The sequence below is a fragment of the Bacillus sp. SD075 genome, from assembly GCF_017355165.1.
GTDB lineage: Bacteria > Bacillota > Bacilli > Bacillales > DSM-1321 > Peribacillus.
In genome coordinates, this window is record NZ_JADILK010000008.1 from 34,888 (window position 1) to 53,909 (window position 19,022).

The window sequence follows — 19,022 nt, forward strand, 5'->3', positions numbered from 1 at the left end:
TGATGAACTATTTATTTTTCTTGAAGACTTGGACGTTTATTATTGATTTCCACCTTTGATTTTGTTTCATTCAGACGTCGTTCCTTAATCTCTTTAAAACTTACAAACGTCTTGTTTTCTTCATCATAAAGGCGGAAGCGAAGCGATTTTAAACTTGAACTAAGGGTGATTGTCGTTGCCTGCTGCAAAGGCAGGGTGGAATCATGGACTTTTTCCAGGTTATAGTTTGGGACTCTAGGGCTAAGATGATGCACGTGGTGGAATCCGATATTGCCGGTTACCCACTGCAGAACCTTCGGAAGTTTATAATAAGAACTTCCATCAATGGCAGCCTTCACGTAATCCCATTCCGATTCCTCTTCGAAATAAGAATCTTCGAACTGATGCTGTACATAAAACAGCCAGATGCCCAGTGATCCCGTTACAAAAAGCATCGGTACCTGAATCATCAGGAATGCCTGCCATCCGATGGCCAAGCATAAAAGACCATAAATTGCCACGATTGCGGCATTTGTCAAATACGTATTCATCCGTTCTTTCTTTTTAGCGCCTTTTTTATTCAGACGGTTCGATACAAGAAATAGATAAAAGGGACCTAATCCAAACATGACGATCGGATTTCTATATAAACGGTAAGCCAAACGCCCCCAGAATGAAGCGGCGATATATTCATCAACGGTCATGATCCAAATATCTCCTGTACCGCGCTTGTTTAAATTACTGCTTGTTGCATGATGTATGGAATGGCTATGCTTCCATTGCTCATACGGAAATAATGTAACGATTCCACTGATTGTACCCAGGATGCTATTCGCTTTCCTGCTTTTGAAAAATGATTGATGACAGCAATCATGGAAAATGATGAAAATCCGGACTACGAATCCTGAAGCCAGAACAGCCAATGCAAGGGTCAGCCAGTATGAAATGGTTAAGCTTTGATAAGCTAAAAACCATAACAGAAAAAATGGCGGAAATGTATTTATGAGCTGTTTCACGCTTGATTTAGTATTGGATTTTTCAAAAGGCGCAATATCTTTTCTTAATTGTTTTTGATTATGCTTACTCATGGTTTCCTCCTCATAATATATAGGATTGGAGTGTTTAATTGGATTGGTTTTGCTTCCATATTCCGAAAAACTTTAGCGGTATCTCTTCTTTAAGTATAGAAATAATAACCGACTTTCTATAGTCATAAACGTCAATTCCCTGCCATGACACTTGTCATATACTTGTCTGCTTCAACACTTTCCACACGTATTTTTTCCTTTTTCATCATTTTTACGCTTCAAAAAACGATGAATTCCAATCAATCCGATTCCAAGAAAATGCCTGACATTTATTCGGTCAAATAAAAAAAGATCCGCCTTTTGGCGAACCCATTTATAACTTGATCGCATAAACCCGTTCTGGACGTCCTACCGTGCCATATGTTAAATCAGCCTCAATTTTTCCCTCTGATATCAAGTGCTCCAGATAACGCCTTGCCGTTGTCCTGCTCACTCCGATTTCCTTTGCCACTATTTCGGCAGTTAACCCTGGGGAGGATTTCCCCAGCACAACCATCACCTTCTCCAAAGTCATCTGATCGATCCCTTTTGGCAGTGAAGTTTGTTCCCTCCCTTTTTCTATCATTTCCTTTCGCAAAAGCTTATCCACCTGTTGCTGGGTTACGGGAAAATTGCCCTTTTCCAGTTCTGACAGCTTAATGCGATACTCTTGATATCGGCGTAAGGATTGCTTGAAACGTTCAAATGCGACAGGCTTGATAATATAATCAAATATACCGATTTTGATGGCTTCCTGGACTTTTTCGATTTCTTTAGCCGCCGTTATCATAATGACATCCATAAGTTTGCTTTGCTGCTTGATTTCTTTCAGGATATCGAGCCCATTCATATCCGGAAAATACATATCGAGCAGCAATAGATCCGGCTGCATGATTTCAATGAAGCTTTTAACCTCGTCATAGCTTGACGCGATTCCGATCGTTTGGAACCCCTCAAGCTTTTCGATGAATAGCTTTTGTATCTCGGCAATCCGCAGGTCATCCTCTACGATTAAAACTTCTATATCGCGATTGGCCATCATTTAATTACCCCTCTGTTTTTTTGGTATGGCAACAGTAAAAATCGTATATTCCCCTTCTTTCGTCGAAAAAGTGATATATCCCCCTAATCCATCAATCGCTTCCTGAACAAGGCTCAAACCTATACCAGAATTGGTTTGATGGCTTTTCGTCGTAAAACCGTTCTGGAAAATCAGTTCGGAAACATCAGGATTCATCCCTTTACCATTATCTTCAACTTCCATGATCAACTCTTTACCCAAGTCCGTGACGAACAACGATACCCTTTTTTCCTCCCTTTCGTTTTCCCGAACGGCCTCGAAGGCATTATTGATGAGGTTGCCGATGATCGTCACTAATAAATTCCGATCTATTTCAGGCGGAAGATCTTTAAAACTGCTTTCTCTGTCAATTGTAAAATCAATTTTCAGCTCGCTGGCTAAACTTACCTTCCCTAAGATGAACCCAGCAATGAGTGGATCAGGTACTTCCTTCATTAGAAAGTGAATGAAGCCTTGGGTGACATCCACTTCCTTCGATATGAAATCCATCGCTTCCTTATGTGAACCAAGTTGAATCAAACCTAGCAGAGTATAGAGCCGATTCGAATATTCATGTGTCTGGGCCCTCAGCCCTTCTGCATACGCCTTTACATGTGACAGTTCTTGAAGGAGATTGGACAGTTCCGATTTATTTCTCAAACTTGCTACTGCACCGATGATTTCACCCTGTCCATTCAAAATGGGGATCCGGCTTGCCAAAAAAACTTCACCATCAATCATGAATTCCTGATCATACCCCGCCTGTGCCGTGCTGACTACATCAAGCAAATGTATATGTGTTATGACTTCTTCAATTTTTTGCCCGCGAAGCATGACGTCTCTAGGGATATGAAGGATTCTATGCGCCGTTTCATTGACGACCGTGATTTTCCCATGAACATCAATGGCAATGATGCCTTCATGAATGGATTCCAAAATGGCATGCTTCTCTTGAAACATCCATGCGATTTCTTTCGGCTCCAGACCCAATATCGCCTTTTTTATATTGAATGAAATGAAAAAGGCAATGAATAAACCACCGATTAATATAAAAGAGATGATCCAGACTATCTTTCTTTGTATACTAGATAATTCTTTTTCGATATCATCCTGAAGGTAGCCCACGGAGACTACACCAATGACTGTTTCATTTTCGATTATCGGGGATTTCCCCCTAATGGAAGGTCCCAATGTTCCAGTGGACTCCGTGATGATGGATCTCCCATCCCAAACCTCGGCGTTATCTCCCCCTACCATTTTCTTCCCGATCAAGTTGGGATCAGGATGGGACAGCCGTGTTTCATTCTCATCCCCTATTACTATGAATTCCGCATCGATCTGCCTGCGAATTCTTTCCGCAATGGGCTGAATGATTACAGAAGGATTATCCGTTCCAAAAGCTTGTTTAATTTCAGGCAGCAAAGAAATGGTCTGGGCAACCGACAATGCTTTTTCCCCTGTTTCCTGCTTCAGGTTATTTTCCAAGATATTTATGAAAATAACTTCAAAGATTCCACCCATTAAGATGATTAACGTACAGATGCCCAGCATTAACTTGGTGTGTAAACGCATTCAATCACCTCTACTTACATCATATAAAAAAAAACCCCTTTAAAAAAGGGTTTTTCGCAACATTCAGAAAATAATGATTAGCCTTCAATATTGATGACAACATCCTTCCCTCTCTTCTTAAGTAAAACAGGAATGAGCAGCCATAATGCCGTTACGATCAGGAATGTCAGGGAAAGCGGGCGAGTGAAAAACAAACTGTAATCACCATCGGATATCGTCAGGGCCCTGCGCATATTATTTTCTATCATCGGCCCTAAAACCAGTCCCAATACCAACGGGGCGATTGGATAATCATTTTTACTTAAGAAATATCCCAAGACCCCGCACCCTAGTAATAGCAATAGATCATAAGTTGATACTTGTACCGCATAAACGCCAAAAATGGAAATGGCGATAATGATCGGAATCAAATATTTCTTTGGCGTTTCAATGATTTTCGCAAAAACCTTAACGAGTGGGAGGTTAAGGATGAGAAGCATCAAATTTCCGATGAACATGCTGGCGATAAGTCCCCAGGCCACCTGAGGATGGTCCTCGAATAATAATGGACCCGGCTGAACATTGTACATCATGAGCGCACCCATTAAAATCGCCGTTGTACCGGAACCCGGAATTCCCAGCGTCAATAAAGGAATCATCGCTCCACCAGATGCCGCGTTATTGGCCGTTTCAGGTCCAGCCACTCCAGCGATCGCCCCAGTACCGAATCTCCCGGGATTTTTTGAAATCCGTTTTTCCATAAGATAGGAGAAGAAAGAAGCAAGAGTAGCCCCTGCACCTGGCAGGATTCCAACAAAGAAACCTAAGAGCGACCCCCTTGCAATGGGCCCCGCAGATTCCTTGAATTCTTCTTTGGAAGGAAGCAGATTATTGATCTTTGCCATTTCCCCATCATCCTCGTCTTTTTCCAAGATTGTCTTGAATACTTCTCCAAGGGCAAATAGACCGACTGCGATCGTCAGGAATTCAATCCCCTGATACAGCCAGGGAAAGTCGAATGTGAAACGGGCGATCCCTGATACATTATCAATGCCTATCGTCCCGATCAACAAACCGCAAACCGTCATGATCAGTGCCTTGGTTACGGATTTTCCCGCTAGTCCGCTGACTGCCGCCAACCCTAGAAGCATAAGCGAAAAATACTCAGCCGGACCGAATTTAATGGCAATCGTCGACAATGGCTGAGCCAAGGCAATCATGGCGATAAGGGTGACGATCCCCCCTACGAAGGAACCGATTGCCGAAATCGATAAAGCACTCCCGGCTCTTCCCTTCTTCGCCATTTGGTAGCCATCCAATGTGGTGACGACAGAAGAAGATTCGCCAGGTGTATTCAATAAGATTGAAGTTGTCGATCCCCCATACATCGCTCCATAATAAACACCTGCAAGTAAAATGATGGCGCTTGTCGCCGCTTGCTCTGGTGGAAGTCCCCCTGTAATCGAAGCGGTTACCGGAATTAAAAGAGCCACACCGCTCATCGGCCCGATTCCCGGCAAAACGCCGACAGCCGTACCGATCAATACGCCGACAAATGCAAAAAGTATATTATACCAAGTTAGTGCCGTTTCAAATCCATGAATTAAATAATCAAAAGTGCCCACTTCACATCCCCCTTCCTTTTATGAAAACCAGATTGGCCAGCCCGGCAGTGTTCCTTTTAAAATATTCACGAATAAATAATAGATGATCCCGGAAAATCCTGCGGAAATGATGAGCGAGGTCACCCACTTATTACGTTCCATCGTTTGAAAGCAAACAAACAAAAAGAGAAAGGTCGTAATGACATACCCTACCGTTTCCAATGTCAAAATATAAATCAAGGTGGAGAGTAGAATGATAATAAAGGGTTTATATTCAAGCTTTTCCTTACCCGATTCCTGCACCTTGCTCCGAAATGCTTCATAGAACAGGCGAATACTTAAAACGGCAAGAACGAGCCCCAAAACAAAAGGGAAAATGTCCGGTCCCACCGAACTTCCATAAGAAGAACTGGCCAGTTTCTTGCTACCTATCATAAACAGTACTCCGACAGCCAGAAAGGCTACAGATGCAAAGCGATCAAATTTAACATCCATTATAATCCCTCCATTTCAGAAAATAAGAAGAAGGTGAAAGCACCCCCTTCTTCTCGATTATTTTCCCATGCCTAAAGCATCTAATAATTGCTGTACCTGTTTCTCCTGTTCTACTAAAAACTTGCTGAATTCTTCACTGTTTTTATATTCCTGTTCCCACCCTTGAACCTCCACTTCCTTTTTCCATTCAGAAGTTTCAACTAGCTTTGCAATGGTTCCGTCCCAAAAGGTTTTCGCTTCATCAGTCATATTCCGAGGTCCAAAAACCCCTCTCCAAATCGTAAATTCAGCATCAACACCCTGTTCCTTTGCCGTGGGTATGTCTTTAAGGTCCCCACCCAAACGTTCAGTCGAGGTTACGGCCAACACTCTAATCTTCCCTGCTTTTAAAAATTCCCTGACACTGGATGCATCCGTTCCGATCACATCTGCATTTCCACCTAGCAAGGCCGTAATCGCTTCCCCGCCACCGTCGTACGAAACGTATTTAAGTTCAGTTGGATTCAAGCCGTATTCATAGGCTGGAAGAATGGAAATCAAATGATCCATGGAGCCCGGAGCCGATCCTCCTGCAAAGGTCAACTTACGCGGATCTTTCTTCACCGCTTCCAGCACCGATTTCAAGTCCTTGAATTCAGAATCCTCCTTGACCACTATCACACCATAATCTTTTGTCAGCTGCGCCAAAGGAGTCGTATTTTTATATCCATAAGGGCTGTTTCCTTCCTTTTTCAGGTTATTGATGATGACAGGCGGTGAATTCACGAACAGCATGTCATTGTTATCCGCTTGCTGTGTTGCATAATCCGCCATAAAGACTGCACCCCCGCCTCCTGGTTTGTTTTCGACGGTCAATGGCTGGTTCACCAGTTCTGTCTCACCCATGACCTTTGTAAATGAACGGGCCGTTAAATCCCATCCCCCGCCTGCGCCCGAAGGAGCAACAACCGTTATCGCTTTTTTCGGATAGCCTGTACTTTCTTTCTTTTCTCCTGATGTATCCGAACTGCTGCATGCACCTAAACTTAAAGCTAACGAACCTGCCAATAGTACCGCTGAAATCCTTTTACGAGAAAACATGATAATCCCCCTCATTGAAAGCGTTTTCTTAATTCTACAAAAATATTGTCATTTTCTTTTATTACCCAACTAAGATGCATAAATTCCATACCTCCCATATTGTTCATAAAGTTTCAGGGGCGGACATGGGGAAAAGGACTGCCCCTTAAGAGCAGCCCTGCTAGAATAATATTTTTGAAAGATAAACGACCATCGTTACCGTTATGCTGCTGAATAAAGTCGACATCAAAACCGCCTGTGCCGCATACTCCGGATGGTTGCCATATTCCAAAGCGAATAATGCGCTGTTTCTTGATGTTGGAAATGAGCTTGCGATAAATAATCCCTGAGCGACTGTCCCTTCCAAGCCCAGCAGGAGAATGATCAAGAATGCGATGGATGGTGAAAGTATTAACCGCCCAATCAAACTAAGGATAAGCGGGAGCGGGAAATGCGCTATTTTCAAATAGGCACTCTGTGCACCCAATGTAATCAGGGCAATGGCTATGAAGGCACTCGCGATATTATCAATCGGGGTCCATAAGAACAGAGGAATGTCGTATGAAGCGGCCTGTAATAGAAAGCCGAGTAATAAAGCATAAATGACAGGGTTCTTCAAGAACTCGCGAATGGCCCCCTTTGCACTTTTTGTATGGACGGAAACGGAATTCATCAATCCATAGGTATAGGTCAACAGGTTTTGAAAGATGATCACGATGACTTGTATCGACAGGCCAAGGGGATTTCCATGAAAAACCATCTGACTGACCGGTAAACCGAAATTGGCCGAGTTATTCAAGACTACACTATTTTTAAACGTGGCAGAAAGACTTTGATCAAACCCGGCTAGTTTAGCCACCAATGTACTCACGATGATGAGGCTTACTGCTTGAAGAGCAAGGAAGCTGAATATCTGGACAATCATCCCACCGCCCATGTTGCTTTGATAGATATTGACAAAGCTAATGGCCGGCATGAGCAGGAAGTGATTCAATTTGGATAGTGTATTCATATCCAACTTGAATTTACGATGCAAAATGGCCCCCGACCCTATTAGGAAAAAGACCGGCACAATGACATTCAATACGATCAGTAACAGGACACTCACTTGACTTCCTCTCCATTCCTTAGGCATATTCCTGATGATTTACATCTCCCATCTATCATAATGCCGGGATAACCATAATTAAAATACCAATAAATTATCGTTAACCATTCAAAAAAGGAATGATAAAAAGCACAGAAGTTTCTGCGCTTCCTTTTAAATATCACGCATGAAATCGACTTCTTTGACAAATTCAACAAACTCTTTGACCAGTTTTAATTCCAGCGACTTTTCATGGTATAACATCCACGTATTCCTGATAAGGGGATTGCCTTGCTTATCCTTAAGGTCCATTTGACGGAGATGTTGGTCTTTCTCCAATAAAACACTAGGAAGGATGCCATAGCCCAGGCCATTCTTGACCATTTCTTTGCATGTATCACCTTTATCCACTTCCATCCCCACCAGAGGAGGTCCAGAGAAATTGTCTCTCCACCAATTATCGATCATTGTTTTCAAAAGAGTATCTGTCCCATAATCGATCCTCGGCAAGAAAGGCAGGTTCCGGACTTCGATTTCTTCCTTAGAAGCAATACAAATCGTTTCCTTAAAAAGATGATGCCTTAATCCTGACCATTGATAGTCCCCCCGAACAATCCCGACATGCACTTCTTCCTTATATATGAGGTTCAGCACTTCTTTACTCCATCCAGTTGTCACATGGAAATCCACTTTAGGATATCGCTCACTAAATATTTTCAACAGGCCTGGCAATTTATGCAGCGTAATATAGTTGGAAACACCTAGCCGTAATGTTCCACTGATCTCCTGCCCCATATTGAATGCTGTCTCTTTTATCTGCCGGAGCCTTATCAGCATCTCATCTGCACAGATGGCCAAATATTCCCCTTGAGGGGTGAACTGCACTCCCCTTGTACCACGTTCCACTATTTTTAGATTGAATTCCTTCTCGATTTGTTGAATCCGTTTCGTTAAAGAAGGTTGCGAGATATATAAACTTTGCGCCGTTTTAGTAATATTCTTGTTTTCATGCAACACCTTTAAAATATGCCAATCCCTTTCGTTCATAACCCTTCCCCCGATACACTTTTCCTTGAATGTTTTATCCAAACTGTACCACAATAGGCCTGTAGGTTATATCCTTTTACAAGTCCAAAAAAGCCCAGGCCATGCCGGCAAGGACTTTCCCACAAGCATCTCTCAAGCGGAAGATGCTCAGTCATTCAATTGAATTCTTTCAGGGCATGTGTAGATATTCAGTGAATCATTACGAATGAACCCGACCGTGGTGATTCCCAATCCTTCAGCCAACTCCAGGGCCAATTCGGTAGGAGCGGATTTCGAGAGTATCAGTTCACAGCCGATTTTCGCCACTTTCAAGAGAATTTCCGATGAAATCCGGCCGCTGAACACGATAGCTTTCCCTTCTATTGAAATGTCATTTTTCAAGCAATGGCCGTATATTTTGTCCAAGGCGTTATGCCGTCCTATATCCACCCTGCTTAATACCAGGCCATCGACATCACATAATGCGGCATTGTGGACTCCGCCTGTATTCTGGAAGGTGACAGCGGAATTTTGTAAATCCGCCATCAAGCGGAAGCAGTCATCAGGAGTCAGGCTCACCGAAACATTATCCATTTTCTTGGCAGTCAATGCATCATTCACAAAGACGAACCCTTGTCTGCTCATTCCGCAGCATGATGTAATATACCGCTTATTTTGAAAGTCCCGGAAGTAGGGATTCACTTTATCTGTCTTCACATGAACAAAGCCTTCTTTTTCCTGGAACCAGATTTCCTTTATCTCATCATATTTTTTGATGATGCCTTCCGAAGCCAAATAGCCAATCACCATATCCTCGATGTATTCAGGCGTACATACCATCGTGACGAATTCCTGGCCATTTATTTTGACAGTAACGGGATACTCCGTTACGATCGTATCCTCCGTCCGCTCGATGTTCCCTTTTGTTATCCGGATGATGTCCCTTTTCCTTTCAATCGCTTTCATGTTCCCACTCCTTTTAATATCCAGGAGCCAATTGACCAATATGTTATGGACCTGGTCAATGCCCGTTGAGTTTGTCAGCTATATTCTTATCAAATACAAATACGGAAATCGCTATGTTCTCTTTGATTTTGATGTCTGAAAACAAATGGACCAGTTTAGCTCCGACCAGTTCTTCCATTCCATCAGGAGGACTCTCCGAATACACATCCTGGACCATTTTAGTTCGTGCTGAATGGACCATATCCCTTCCTTCCTCTGACCTTGATATGAACATTTCCGTAGGAGTCAAATTCCCATATAACGTAGAAACGGCCATATTTTCCACGAATACCGTGTGTATGCGTTCTGGTCCTTTACCGAATAGTTCCTTGCGCAGCTTACGAATCATATCATTGAATTCATGGATAACTTTAGACACCGTTACGTCACTCCAATTCAAGAAAAATAAGTTCTCAATTTTCTTATCATAAATCAAAGCGAAGAAAAACGAAAGGAATTTGGGAATGATAGCCTCTTTCCAGGATTGTTTCTTTTCATAATTAAAGGTATAATATCAATGATGAAAGTTGGGAGCATAATAGTGTACTGTTGTGTCCTATCTTTTTTTAAAAATTATCCATTATGGTATGGATTGGTATATTGGCAAGCTTTGCTATTAAACTATTCCACCATGACCTACATGTCCGTTCAGAGCCGGAAGTGTGATCATGGTGGTTTTTTGCGTGTTTTTTTGCTATATAAGGGGGAAATTTAATGAGCGATCCAAACATCACCATCAAAATCAATGGGAAGGATTATACCGCTGATGAAGGAGCGACAATACTGGAGATAATCAATCAAAATAAGATGGCCCATCCACAGATCTGTTATGTTCCTGAAGTGGATCCGATCCAAACATGCGACACATGCATCGTCGAAGTTAATGGGAAACTCGTCCGATCATGTTCAACAAAGGCAGTGAACGGCATGGATATAGCCTTGGACTCAAGCAAGGCAAAAGAAGCCCAAACCGAAGCCATGGACCGGATCCTGGAAAACCACTCTTTATACTGTACAGTATGTGATAATAATAATGGAAATTGCACACTGCATAACACAGCGGAATTAATGGAAATTGAACACCAAAAATATCCATACACACCAAAAGTGGAATTGGATGCCGTCGATATGTCCCACCCATTTTACCGCTATGATGCCAATCAGTGCATCGCATGCGGGCAATGTGTCGAAGTCTGCCAAAACCTTCAAGTCAACGAAACGCTGTCCATCGACTGGGAAGCAGAACGCCCTCGGGTAATCTGGGATGAAGGAACGGAAATCAATAACTCATCCTGTGTAGGATGCGGACAGTGTGTAACCATTTGTCCATGTAATGCATTAATGGAAAAATCGATGTTGGGTGAGGCTGGCTTCATGTCAGGTTTGAAAAACGATATGCTTGAACCAATGATTGACCTTGTTAAAGAAGTGGAACCTGGATACAGCGGAATTTTCGCCATTTCGGAGATTGAAGCGGCAATGCGTGATACACGGACGAAGAAGACAAAAACGGTCTGTACGTTCTGTGGGGTAGGATGCACATTCGAAGTCTGGACAAAAGGCCGTAAAATCCTTAAGATCCAACCTACTCATGAAGCACCCGTCAATGCGATTTCCACATGTGTGAAAGGAAAATTCGGTTGGGACTTCGTAAACTCGGAAAAACGTTTGACAAAACCCCTGATTCGGAAAAACGGAAGATTCGTTGAATCAAGCTGGGAAGAAGCACTTGATTTGGTTGCATCCAGACTGGGTTCGATCAAACAGCAATATGGCGGAAATTCAATAGGCTTCATTTCCTCATCCAAGATCACGAATGAAGAAAACTATGTGATTCAAAAACTGGCACGTCAAATGTTCGAAACGAATAACGTCGATAATTGCTCGCGTTACTGTCAATCCCCGGCAACAGACGGACTGTTCCGTACAGTCGGCATGGGCGGAGATGCTGGTACGATCAAAGATATTGCCGCAGCAGGTCTGGTCATCATCGTTGGGGCTAACCCGGCAGAAGGCCATCCCGTATTGGCGACACGCGTTAAACGGGCACACAAGCTTCACGGACAAAAACTGATCGTAGCTGACATCCGCAAAAATGAAATGGCAGAGCGTTCCGACATCCATATCAGTCCAAAACAAGGAACAGACCAAGTTTGGTTGATGGCGCTTACAAAGTATATGATCGATCAAGGCTGGCATGACCAAGAATTCATCAATCAAAATGTTAACTTCTTCGATGATTATAAAGAAGTACTTGAAAAATATACCCTTGAATATGCAGAAACACACACAGGTATTTCAAAAGAAACATTGATCCAAATAGCTGAGACCATTCGCGATGCAGACGGAACATGCATTCTCTGGGGAATGGGCGTTACACAAAACACCGGTGCTTCCGATACTTCGGCGGCAATTTCCAACCTCCTATTGGCTACGGGTAACTACCGTCGACCCGGAGCGGGAGCTTATCCGCTTCGTGGCCATAACAATGTACAGGGCGCTTGCGATATGGGCACCCTGCCAACATGGCTTCCAGGATATCAGCATGTTACCGACGACGTGGCACGTGCTAAATTCGAAAAAGCTTATGGTGTGAAGATCGATGGAAAACCAGGCTTGAATAATATTGAAATGCTTAAAGCGATAGAAAAAGGCGACATGAAGGCCATGTATCTTGTCGGTGAAGATATGGCACTTGTTGATGCGGATGCAAACCATGTAGATAAAGTGCTATCTGGGTTGGATTTCTTTGTTGTCCAGGATATTTTCCTTTCAAGGACAGCCCAATATGCCGACGTGGTATTGCCCGGAGCTCCCTCTCTTGAAAAAGACGGAACGTTCACCAATACGGAGCGCCGTGTACAGCGTTTATATAAAGCCCTTCCCACAATGGGAGATTCTAAAGCGGACTGGGAAATCACTCAAGAGATCGCCAACCGCTTAGGTGCGAATTGGAACTACACACATCCTAGAGAAATCTATGATGAAATGGCAAGCCTGTCACCGATATTCAGCCAAGCGAATTACGAGGTGCTGGAAGGATGGAACAGCTTCCTCTGGGGAAGCCATGATGGATCAAACACGCCACTACTTTATGTCGATGGCTTCAACTTCCCTGATAAGAAAGCGCGCTTTGCACTGGCTGACTGGGTAGAACCGCATAAATTCCCGGAAGAATATGACCTTCATATCAATAATGGTCGCATGCTGGAGCATTTCCATGAAGGAAATATGACGAACAAATCCAATGGAATCCAATCGAAAGTACCTGATATTTTCGTTGAGATTTCACCAGAACTTGCACAAGAACGTAAAGTCAGTGATGGCGGGCTCGTTCGTTTAGTATCCCCATTCGGGGCCGTTAAATTAAAAGCCCTGATCACAGACCGCGTAAAAAATAATGAGCTATTTTTACCGATGAACTCCGTCGATAAAGACTCAGCCATTAACTTCCTGACTGGTCCTATCTATGATCAACGCACAAGCACGCCTGCTTACAAACAGACGATGGTCCGCATGGAAGTATTGAGCGCAAGCGGGGAAATCCCATTACCGGGTACAAATCCGCGGAACAAAAAACGCCATCCTCAACATGGTGTCGAGGTTGAACGTAAGTGGGCACGTCCAGGGTATGTTCACTTAACGGATAAATAAATTAAGGAGGGTGAAGAACATGGCAGCTCCTATTACGGAAATTCATAATCCCATTACTGAGGAAGAAATGAAGCTACAAAAACTAGAAGAACTGAAAACGCTGATCACCGACAATGAAGATGCCTTAAACAATATGTTTAAAATCGTCAATGAACTGAATGACTCGGGAGTATTCGAAGCCGCGACCTCCATGCTTCAAGGAAAAGAAAAAATTGCGAAAATCGCTCTTCAACAAGTCACCAGGCAACCTGTAACCAACCTGATCAATACCCTTATGGGCGCAACAGGAGCCTTGATGAATGCCGATGCCGCACAATCCACGAAACTGCTTAACAGTGCACTTGCAGGAATCGATGAAGGAAACAAATTCCTTCAGACTGATAAAAAGATTGGTGTTTTGGATTTAATGAAAACTTTGAATGATCCAGACATAAACCGGGCGATCGGTTTTGGCGTCCACTTCCTAAAGGGAATGGGCAAAGAATTAAAAGAATGAATCGGAACAAAGACTTAAGAGAAGTTCATGCTTCTTTTGGGTCTTTTTTCTGTACGTGATGAAATGCGTTGAAGATCCTGAATTGGGATACCTACTAAGCCAACACCTACGTTAACTAATGTTAAAAGCCTCGGAGTGGATGATTTAATGAATCAAGAAGAAAAAATTAAGAAATTAGAATACGAATTGTTTTTATTGAAGCATGCACTTTTTAAAGTACATGACAGTATGTCCCCGAATTTAAAACCTAGGTATTATGGAGAATTATCAAATGGCTTTACAGTGAGTTAGATCCACAGTAAAAAAACTGATTAGCTTATCAATCTAAGGGCATTTCCAGTAATAGATATTATTCTGGGGGTTTCCAAAATGTTGTTGTAAATATAGAGGAATGATTGAATGAGGGCCAGATCATTCCTCAAAAAACAAGCTGTACACCCTCCCCTTATTCTCACCCATGATTGTAGGATCCTCGTTGCACTGGATACAGAGGAAATGTTCAAAAAATGTCTCAACTGCCTATTCGTTATGGTCGAGCCTAATAGATAAAAATAATCTCGTAAAGCCTGGATATGCGCAGTTTTACTGGGTTGTTGGCTTCGATTGCAAAACCATGTGCCATGCTTTCTGAATAACTGATTCCCCTTGTAATTTTGACATATCACTCCTTTTATTAGGTCTTCTTCGGTAAGATTGTATCGTTCCAGAATGGAAAAGTCCGCATCGATGTGATGTTTATTCATTAGGCGAATTGCTTTCTTCAAATCTTTTTCACTAAAACTGGAGTCTGTTATGGAATCTTCCATTTGCATAATTTTAGATGGAAGTGCATCGCGATGGATGACTTTATAGTGGAGTTTATCGTTTTCAGGAGATGTACGGATGATTGTTTTGGGATTACTGATGACAATTAAAGAAAGGATGGGTAATGGGGGAAAACCATTTTTCAAAAACCAATTCGTCAACTGCGATTCCTGGCGGCTGACTTGGATGAGGGGATCGGGAAATGCCGTCTCTTTTCCTTCTATCGTTCGAATGAGCTGATTGAAATGCGGATCAAAATAGATTGTCCCTGCAATGTTCTTCACTTCAATGATAAGCACATATTTTTTGGAGGCCAATAAGGTATCCAGTTGAAAAAACCTTGATTGATCCTGCAGCCTCAAATCGTGGAAGATGAAATAGCTTTTCGGTTCAAGAAAGCTTAATGGAAAATCAATGGAACATTCCCCTTTATGACCCGCTTCCCTTTTTTTAAGATCGTTCATGATTACGGGGATTTTAGGGTGATTCTGAGGAAGCCTGCACGCTAATGCACGCAATTTACGTATGGCAAGAGGAACTATTCGCTTTTTTACAATCAATTTCATCGTTCCAATCTTGGTTTCTCCCAAAGGATTCTATGGCAGTAGGGGATTTCCCTTTAAATGATAGGCGATTGTATAATTTATCTGCGATAGCGGAAATATATCTCCGAAAATGGAGATATATCAGCGAATTATACGATATATCGATTTTTCGACAAAAAAAACAAATAAAAAACCACCAATATATGTATTGGTGGAGACGGTGGGAGTCGAACCCACGTCCAGACATAACGGCACTTAAGCTTCTACGAGTGTAGTCGATATATTCGCATTTCGCGAACTCATTAGCCTATCGACAGGCGGCAGAGCAGCTAGTCTGATTGGTCTCTTCCTTCATCCTCAGACGGTGGATTCCGGCGTATCCCACTTAGAGTGAGTCCCTTACCCTACCACGTGGGCCATGGAGGGAGGAACAGCTATCGACTGTTGTTACGCAGCGAAAGCTAGGTTGTTGTTTTGTTTGCCAGTTATAGGCGTTGACGTTTTAACGAGGCCGATCCCCTCGACTCGCAACTTAAGCTCGAACTATCCCTGTCGAATCCGTAACGTCCCCATGATAGAAATGGAGCGTACGAGAGAAGAATAGTCAGCAAGTTGGCTGATATTCAATTGTCATCGGTACAGGATTAATTATAACAGATTGATTCAAAAAATCAATTGTAAGGTCTTGGCAGTTCTACATCTTCTGACGATCACGGAAAGCACGTTCAATATCACGCTTCGCTTCCTTCTTCTTCAGGTCATCACGCTTGTCATATTGTTTCTTCCCTTTTCCAAGTCCGATTAAAACTTTGGCAAAGCCATTCTTTAAATACATCTTCAACGGGACGATGGTGTAACCTGTTTCCTTTGTTTCACCGATCAGTTTACTGATTTCTTTCTTATGCAAAAGAAGCTTCCGTGTCCGCAACGGGTCATGGTTAAACTGGTTTCCCTGCTCATACGGGCTGACATGCATATTATGAAGATAAATTTCACCATTCTCTATTTTAGCAAAGGCATCCTTTAAATTCACTCGGGCCGCACGGATTGCTTTGATTTCGGTCCCTTTTAAAACGATTCCCGCTTCAAATGTTTGTTCAATAAAAAAATCATGATAAGCTTTTTTATTTTGTGCTAGTTGTTTACCTGAGCCTTTTGGCATCTAACTCTCCCCTTTTTTACATCCAATCGCGGCGAGAGGATGAAATGATCATTCCCCCGCCTCAATCTTTATCTCTTTTTTGGTTTTCTCTTGCGCTTGGCTGCTGGCGCATTTTCAAAGAATTTTTTCTTCTTTTTCGGTTTTCTCTCAGAAGAAGGCTTTTCTCCATTACGGCCGCCGCCCTTCCCTTCGTTACGTCCTCCATTGCCGCCTCGGCCACGTTTACGTTCACCAGAATTGGCTTTGAATATTTTCTTCTCGCCAGATGGACGCGGACGGCTTACCTTCATGCCGATAATTTCAAAATCGATGGCGCGTTCCTCTTTATTGACGTTGGAAACACGTACGTCGATCTCATCGCCAATCCGGAACACATTACCGGTACGTTCCCCAATCATTGCGAGCTGACGCTCATCGAAGCGGTAATAATCATCCGTCATGAAGCTGACATGGACAAGTCCTTCAATGGTGTTCGGCAATTCTACAAACATTCCGAAATTCGTAACCGAACCAATGATCCCGGTATATTCTTCACCAATTTTATCAAGCATATATTCCGCTTTCTTCAGATCATCCGTTTCCCGTTCAGCATCGACTGAGCGACGTTCACGTTTCGATGTATGATCTGCAATCTCAGGTAAAATGGCATTCCATTTCTCCTTCGTAGCTTCATCGAGTTTACCTTCCACCAGGTAGGTCCTGATCAACCTGTGTACGATTAAATCGGGATATCGGCGAATAGGCGATGTGAAATGTGTATAAAATTCAGCTGATAACCCAAAGTGGCCTAAGCTCTCCGGATCATATTTCGCTTGTTGCATGGAACGAAGCATAACGGTGGATATGACCGTTTCCTCCGGTTTGCCGGCAACCGCCTCAATGATTTCCTGTAACGCCTTAGGATGAACGTCATTGGCCGATCCCCGTACAATATATCCGAAATTCGTAATGAATTCGAAGAACCGCTGCAGTTTTTCCGGCTTGGGATCTTCATGAATACGGTAAATGAATGGAACCTTTAGACGGTGGAAGTGCTCAGCAACGGTTTCATTAGCTGCAAGCATGAATTCTTCAATCAGCTTTTCCGCAACCGACCTTTCACGTAAAACCACATCGGTGGGATGGCCTTGTTCATCAACGATAACTTTCGCTTCATTGAAATCAAAGTCGATCGCACCGCGGTTCATCCGGTTTTTACGAAGGATGGCCGCTAACTTCTCCATGTCCTGGAACATCGGCACCAACGCTTCATAGCGTTCGAGCTGTTCTTCATCTTTATCCACAAGGATTTTGTTCACATTGCCATATGTCATACGTTCCGTCGTCTTAATCACACTTTCAAAAATCTCATGGTTAACGACCTGGCCATCCTGCGTGATTTCCATTTCACAAGATAGTGTAAAACGATCGACTTGTGGATTCAAGGAACAAATGCCATTCGATAAACGATGGGGAATCATTGGAATGACCCGGTCCACCAAATAAACGCTCGTCCCTCTTTCCAAAGCTTCCTTATCGATCGGCGAGCCTTCCGTCACATAATGGCTGACATCAGCAATATGAACACCCAGCTTGTAATTGCCATTTTCAAGTTTAGAAACAGTGACCGCATCATCCAGGTCCTTTGCATCCGCTCCGTCAATCGTGACCAAAACGTCATTGCGCAAATCCCTGCGATTGCCAATTTCACTTTCATGGATGGTATCCGAAACGGCATTGGCTTGCTCCATGACATCATCCGGGAACTCCATCGGCAAACCATATTTATGGATCACTGAAAGAATATCTACACCCGGATCATTTTTATGCCCAAGAATCTCAATGACTTCGCCTTCAGCACTTACGCGTCCTTCAGGATAAGAAGTAAGCTTAACGACAACCTTATGGCCCTCTACCGCTCCATGTGAAGCATGCTGTGGTATGAAGATATCGTTTGCAATCTTTTTATCATCAGGAATGACGAAACCAAAACTTTTACTTTCGGAGTATGTACCAACCACTTGTGTAATTCCACGTTCAAGTATTCTGATGACCGTGCCTTCTTGCCTTGAGCCGGATGTTTCCGAAGATACCCGTACCATGACGACATCTCCATGCATCGCTGTACCCGTTTCATTTGGCGGAATGAAGATATCATCCATTCCTGGGTTATCTTCAGGTGTCACGAAGGCAAATCCCTTTGCATGTCCCGTTAATTTACCGCGGAACAAATTCATTTTTTGCGGCAGGCCATAGCGATTGCTCCTCGTTCTGACCACCAATCCCTTTTCTTCCATCTTCACTAAAGCCTTAACGAAATTCTTGAAATCCGCCGAGTCTTCGATCTTCAAAGCCTCTTCCAGTTCTTGCACCGTTAACGGCTTATATGCTTCATCTGTCATGTACGTCAGAAGCTTATCAATATGTTCTTGAATGTTATCTTCCATGA

The 19,022-nt window shown here is 43.0% G+C and carries 15 protein-coding genes and 1 other RNA gene; 2 read left to right on the forward strand and 14 right to left on the reverse strand.

Features of this window, described 5'->3' with window-relative positions; translation table 11 throughout:
- Positions 1-11 precede the first annotated feature (11 nt).
- From desA to IOC57_RS08420, 10 genes are all read right to left on the reverse strand, one after another.
- On the reverse strand, positions 12-1,067 hold the full coding sequence (gene desA / locus IOC57_RS08375) for a Delta(5) desaturase DesA (RefSeq protein WP_207438295.1): 1,056 nt from the start codon (positions 1,065-1,067) through the stop codon (positions 12-14).
- Between the two features lie 313 nt (positions 1,068-1,380).
- The gene (locus tag IOC57_RS08380) at positions 1,381-2,088 is read right to left on the reverse strand and encodes a response regulator (RefSeq protein WP_207438296.1); all 708 of its coding nucleotides are present in this window, start codon (positions 2,086-2,088) and stop codon (positions 1,381-1,383) included.
- Positions 2,089-3,678 carry an ATP-binding protein gene (locus IOC57_RS08385; protein WP_207438297.1) on the reverse strand — a complete coding sequence of 530 codons (1,590 nt, stop codon included), beginning with the start codon at positions 3,676-3,678 and terminating at the stop codon, positions 2,089-2,091.
- Between the two features lie 77 nt (positions 3,679-3,755).
- Positions 3,756-5,282: a tripartite tricarboxylate transporter permease gene (locus IOC57_RS08390; RefSeq protein WP_207438298.1), complete on the reverse strand. Its 1,527-nt coding sequence runs from the start codon at positions 5,280-5,282 to the stop codon at positions 3,756-3,758.
- Between the two features lie 18 nt (positions 5,283-5,300).
- Complete coding sequence (locus IOC57_RS08395; RefSeq protein ID WP_207438299.1) at positions 5,301-5,756, reverse strand: tripartite tricarboxylate transporter TctB family protein; 456 nt, start codon at positions 5,754-5,756, stop codon at positions 5,301-5,303.
- Positions 5,757-5,813: 57 nt separating this feature from the next.
- Positions 5,814-6,836, reverse strand: a complete 1,023-nt coding sequence (locus IOC57_RS08400) for a tripartite tricarboxylate transporter substrate binding protein (protein WP_207438300.1) — start codon at positions 6,834-6,836, stop codon at positions 5,814-5,816.
- Positions 6,837-6,996: 160 nt separating this feature from the next.
- Positions 6,997-7,923 carry an AEC family transporter gene (locus IOC57_RS08405; RefSeq protein WP_207438301.1) on the reverse strand — a complete coding sequence of 309 codons (927 nt, stop codon included), beginning with the start codon at positions 7,921-7,923 and terminating at the stop codon, positions 6,997-6,999.
- Between the two features lie 153 nt (positions 7,924-8,076).
- On the reverse strand, positions 8,077-8,949 hold the full coding sequence (locus tag IOC57_RS08410) for a LysR family transcriptional regulator (protein WP_207438302.1): 873 nt from the start codon (positions 8,947-8,949) through the stop codon (positions 8,077-8,079).
- Positions 8,950-9,096: 147 nt separating this feature from the next.
- Positions 9,097-9,894, reverse strand: coding sequence for a formate dehydrogenase accessory sulfurtransferase FdhD (fdhD, locus tag IOC57_RS08415; protein ID WP_207438303.1), 798 nt, complete (start codon positions 9,892-9,894; stop codon positions 9,097-9,099).
- 55 nt (positions 9,895-9,949) lie between these two features.
- A complete protein-coding gene (locus tag IOC57_RS08420) occupies positions 9,950-10,312 on the reverse strand; it encodes a Na-translocating system protein MpsC family protein (protein WP_063234138.1) in 363 nt (120 codons plus the stop codon).
- A gap of 335 nt (positions 10,313-10,647) precedes the next feature.
- Between IOC57_RS08420 and fdhF the strand changes: the two genes are divergently transcribed.
- Positions 10,648-13,587: a formate dehydrogenase subunit alpha gene (fdhF, locus tag IOC57_RS08425; RefSeq protein ID WP_207438304.1), complete on the forward strand. Its 2,940-nt coding sequence runs from the start codon at positions 10,648-10,650 to the stop codon at positions 13,585-13,587.
- 19 nt (positions 13,588-13,606) lie between these two features.
- Positions 13,607-14,083: a helical membrane plugin domain-containing protein gene (locus IOC57_RS08430; protein WP_207438305.1), complete on the forward strand. Its 477-nt coding sequence runs from the start codon at positions 13,607-13,609 to the stop codon at positions 14,081-14,083.
- Between the two features lie 311 nt (positions 14,084-14,394).
- Here the strand turns inward: IOC57_RS08430 and IOC57_RS08435 are convergent, their stop codons facing one another.
- The 4 genes from IOC57_RS08435 to rnr form a co-directional block, all read right to left on the reverse strand.
- Positions 14,395-15,453, reverse strand: a complete 1,059-nt coding sequence (locus tag IOC57_RS08435; protein WP_286184647.1) for a nuclease-related domain-containing protein — start codon at positions 15,451-15,453, stop codon at positions 14,395-14,397.
- A 188-nt stretch (positions 15,454-15,641) separates the two neighbouring features.
- Positions 15,642-16,003, reverse strand: a transfer-messenger RNA (tmRNA) gene (gene ssrA, locus IOC57_RS08440).
- A gap of 123 nt (positions 16,004-16,126) precedes the next feature.
- Entirely contained in the window at positions 16,127-16,594 is a 468-nt protein-coding gene (smpB, locus tag IOC57_RS08445; RefSeq protein WP_057912049.1) for an SsrA-binding protein SmpB, read from the reverse strand.
- Positions 16,595-16,662: 68 nt separating this feature from the next.
- Entirely contained in the window at positions 16,663-19,020 is a 2,358-nt protein-coding gene (gene rnr / locus IOC57_RS08450) for a ribonuclease R (protein WP_207438306.1), read from the reverse strand.
- Positions 19,021-19,022 lie beyond the last annotated feature (2 nt).

Bases quoted from the DNA above. Each gene is read 5' to 3' on its own strand.
- desA (WP_207438295.1), bottom strand. From the start codon at position 1,067: ATGAGTAAGCATAATCAAAAACAATTAAGAAAAGATATTGCGCCTTTT.
- IOC57_RS08380 (WP_207438296.1), bottom strand. From the start codon at position 2,088: ATGATGGCCAATCGCGATATAGAAGTTTTAATCGTAGAGGATGACCTG.
- IOC57_RS08385 (WP_207438297.1), bottom strand. From the start codon at position 3,678: ATGCGTTTACACACCAAGTTAATGCTGGGCATCTGTACGTTAATCATC.
- IOC57_RS08395 (WP_207438299.1), bottom strand. From the start codon at position 5,756: ATGGATGTTAAATTTGATCGCTTTGCATCTGTAGCCTTTCTGGCTGTC.
- IOC57_RS08400 (WP_207438300.1), bottom strand. From the start codon at position 6,836: ATGTTTTCTCGTAAAAGGATTTCAGCGGTACTATTGGCAGGTTCGTTA.
- IOC57_RS08410 (WP_207438302.1), bottom strand. From the start codon at position 8,949: ATGAACGAAAGGGATTGGCATATTTTAAAGGTGTTGCATGAAAACAAG.
- fdhD (WP_207438303.1), bottom strand. From the start codon at position 9,894: ATGAAAGCGATTGAAAGGAAAAGGGACATCATCCGGATAACAAAAGGG.
- fdhF (WP_207438304.1), top strand. From the start codon at position 10,648: ATGAGCGATCCAAACATCACCATCAAAATCAATGGGAAGGATTATACC.
- IOC57_RS08430 (WP_207438305.1), top strand. From the start codon at position 13,607: ATGGCAGCTCCTATTACGGAAATTCATAATCCCATTACTGAGGAAGAA.
- IOC57_RS08435 (WP_286184647.1), bottom strand. From the start codon at position 15,453: ATGAAATTGATTGTAAAAAAGCGAATAGTTCCTCTTGCCATACGTAAA.
- smpB (WP_057912049.1), bottom strand. From the start codon at position 16,594: ATGCCAAAAGGCTCAGGTAAACAACTAGCACAAAATAAAAAAGCTTAT.
- rnr (WP_207438306.1), bottom strand. From the start codon at position 19,020: ATGGAAGATAACATTCAAGAACATATTGATAAGCTTCTGACGTACATG.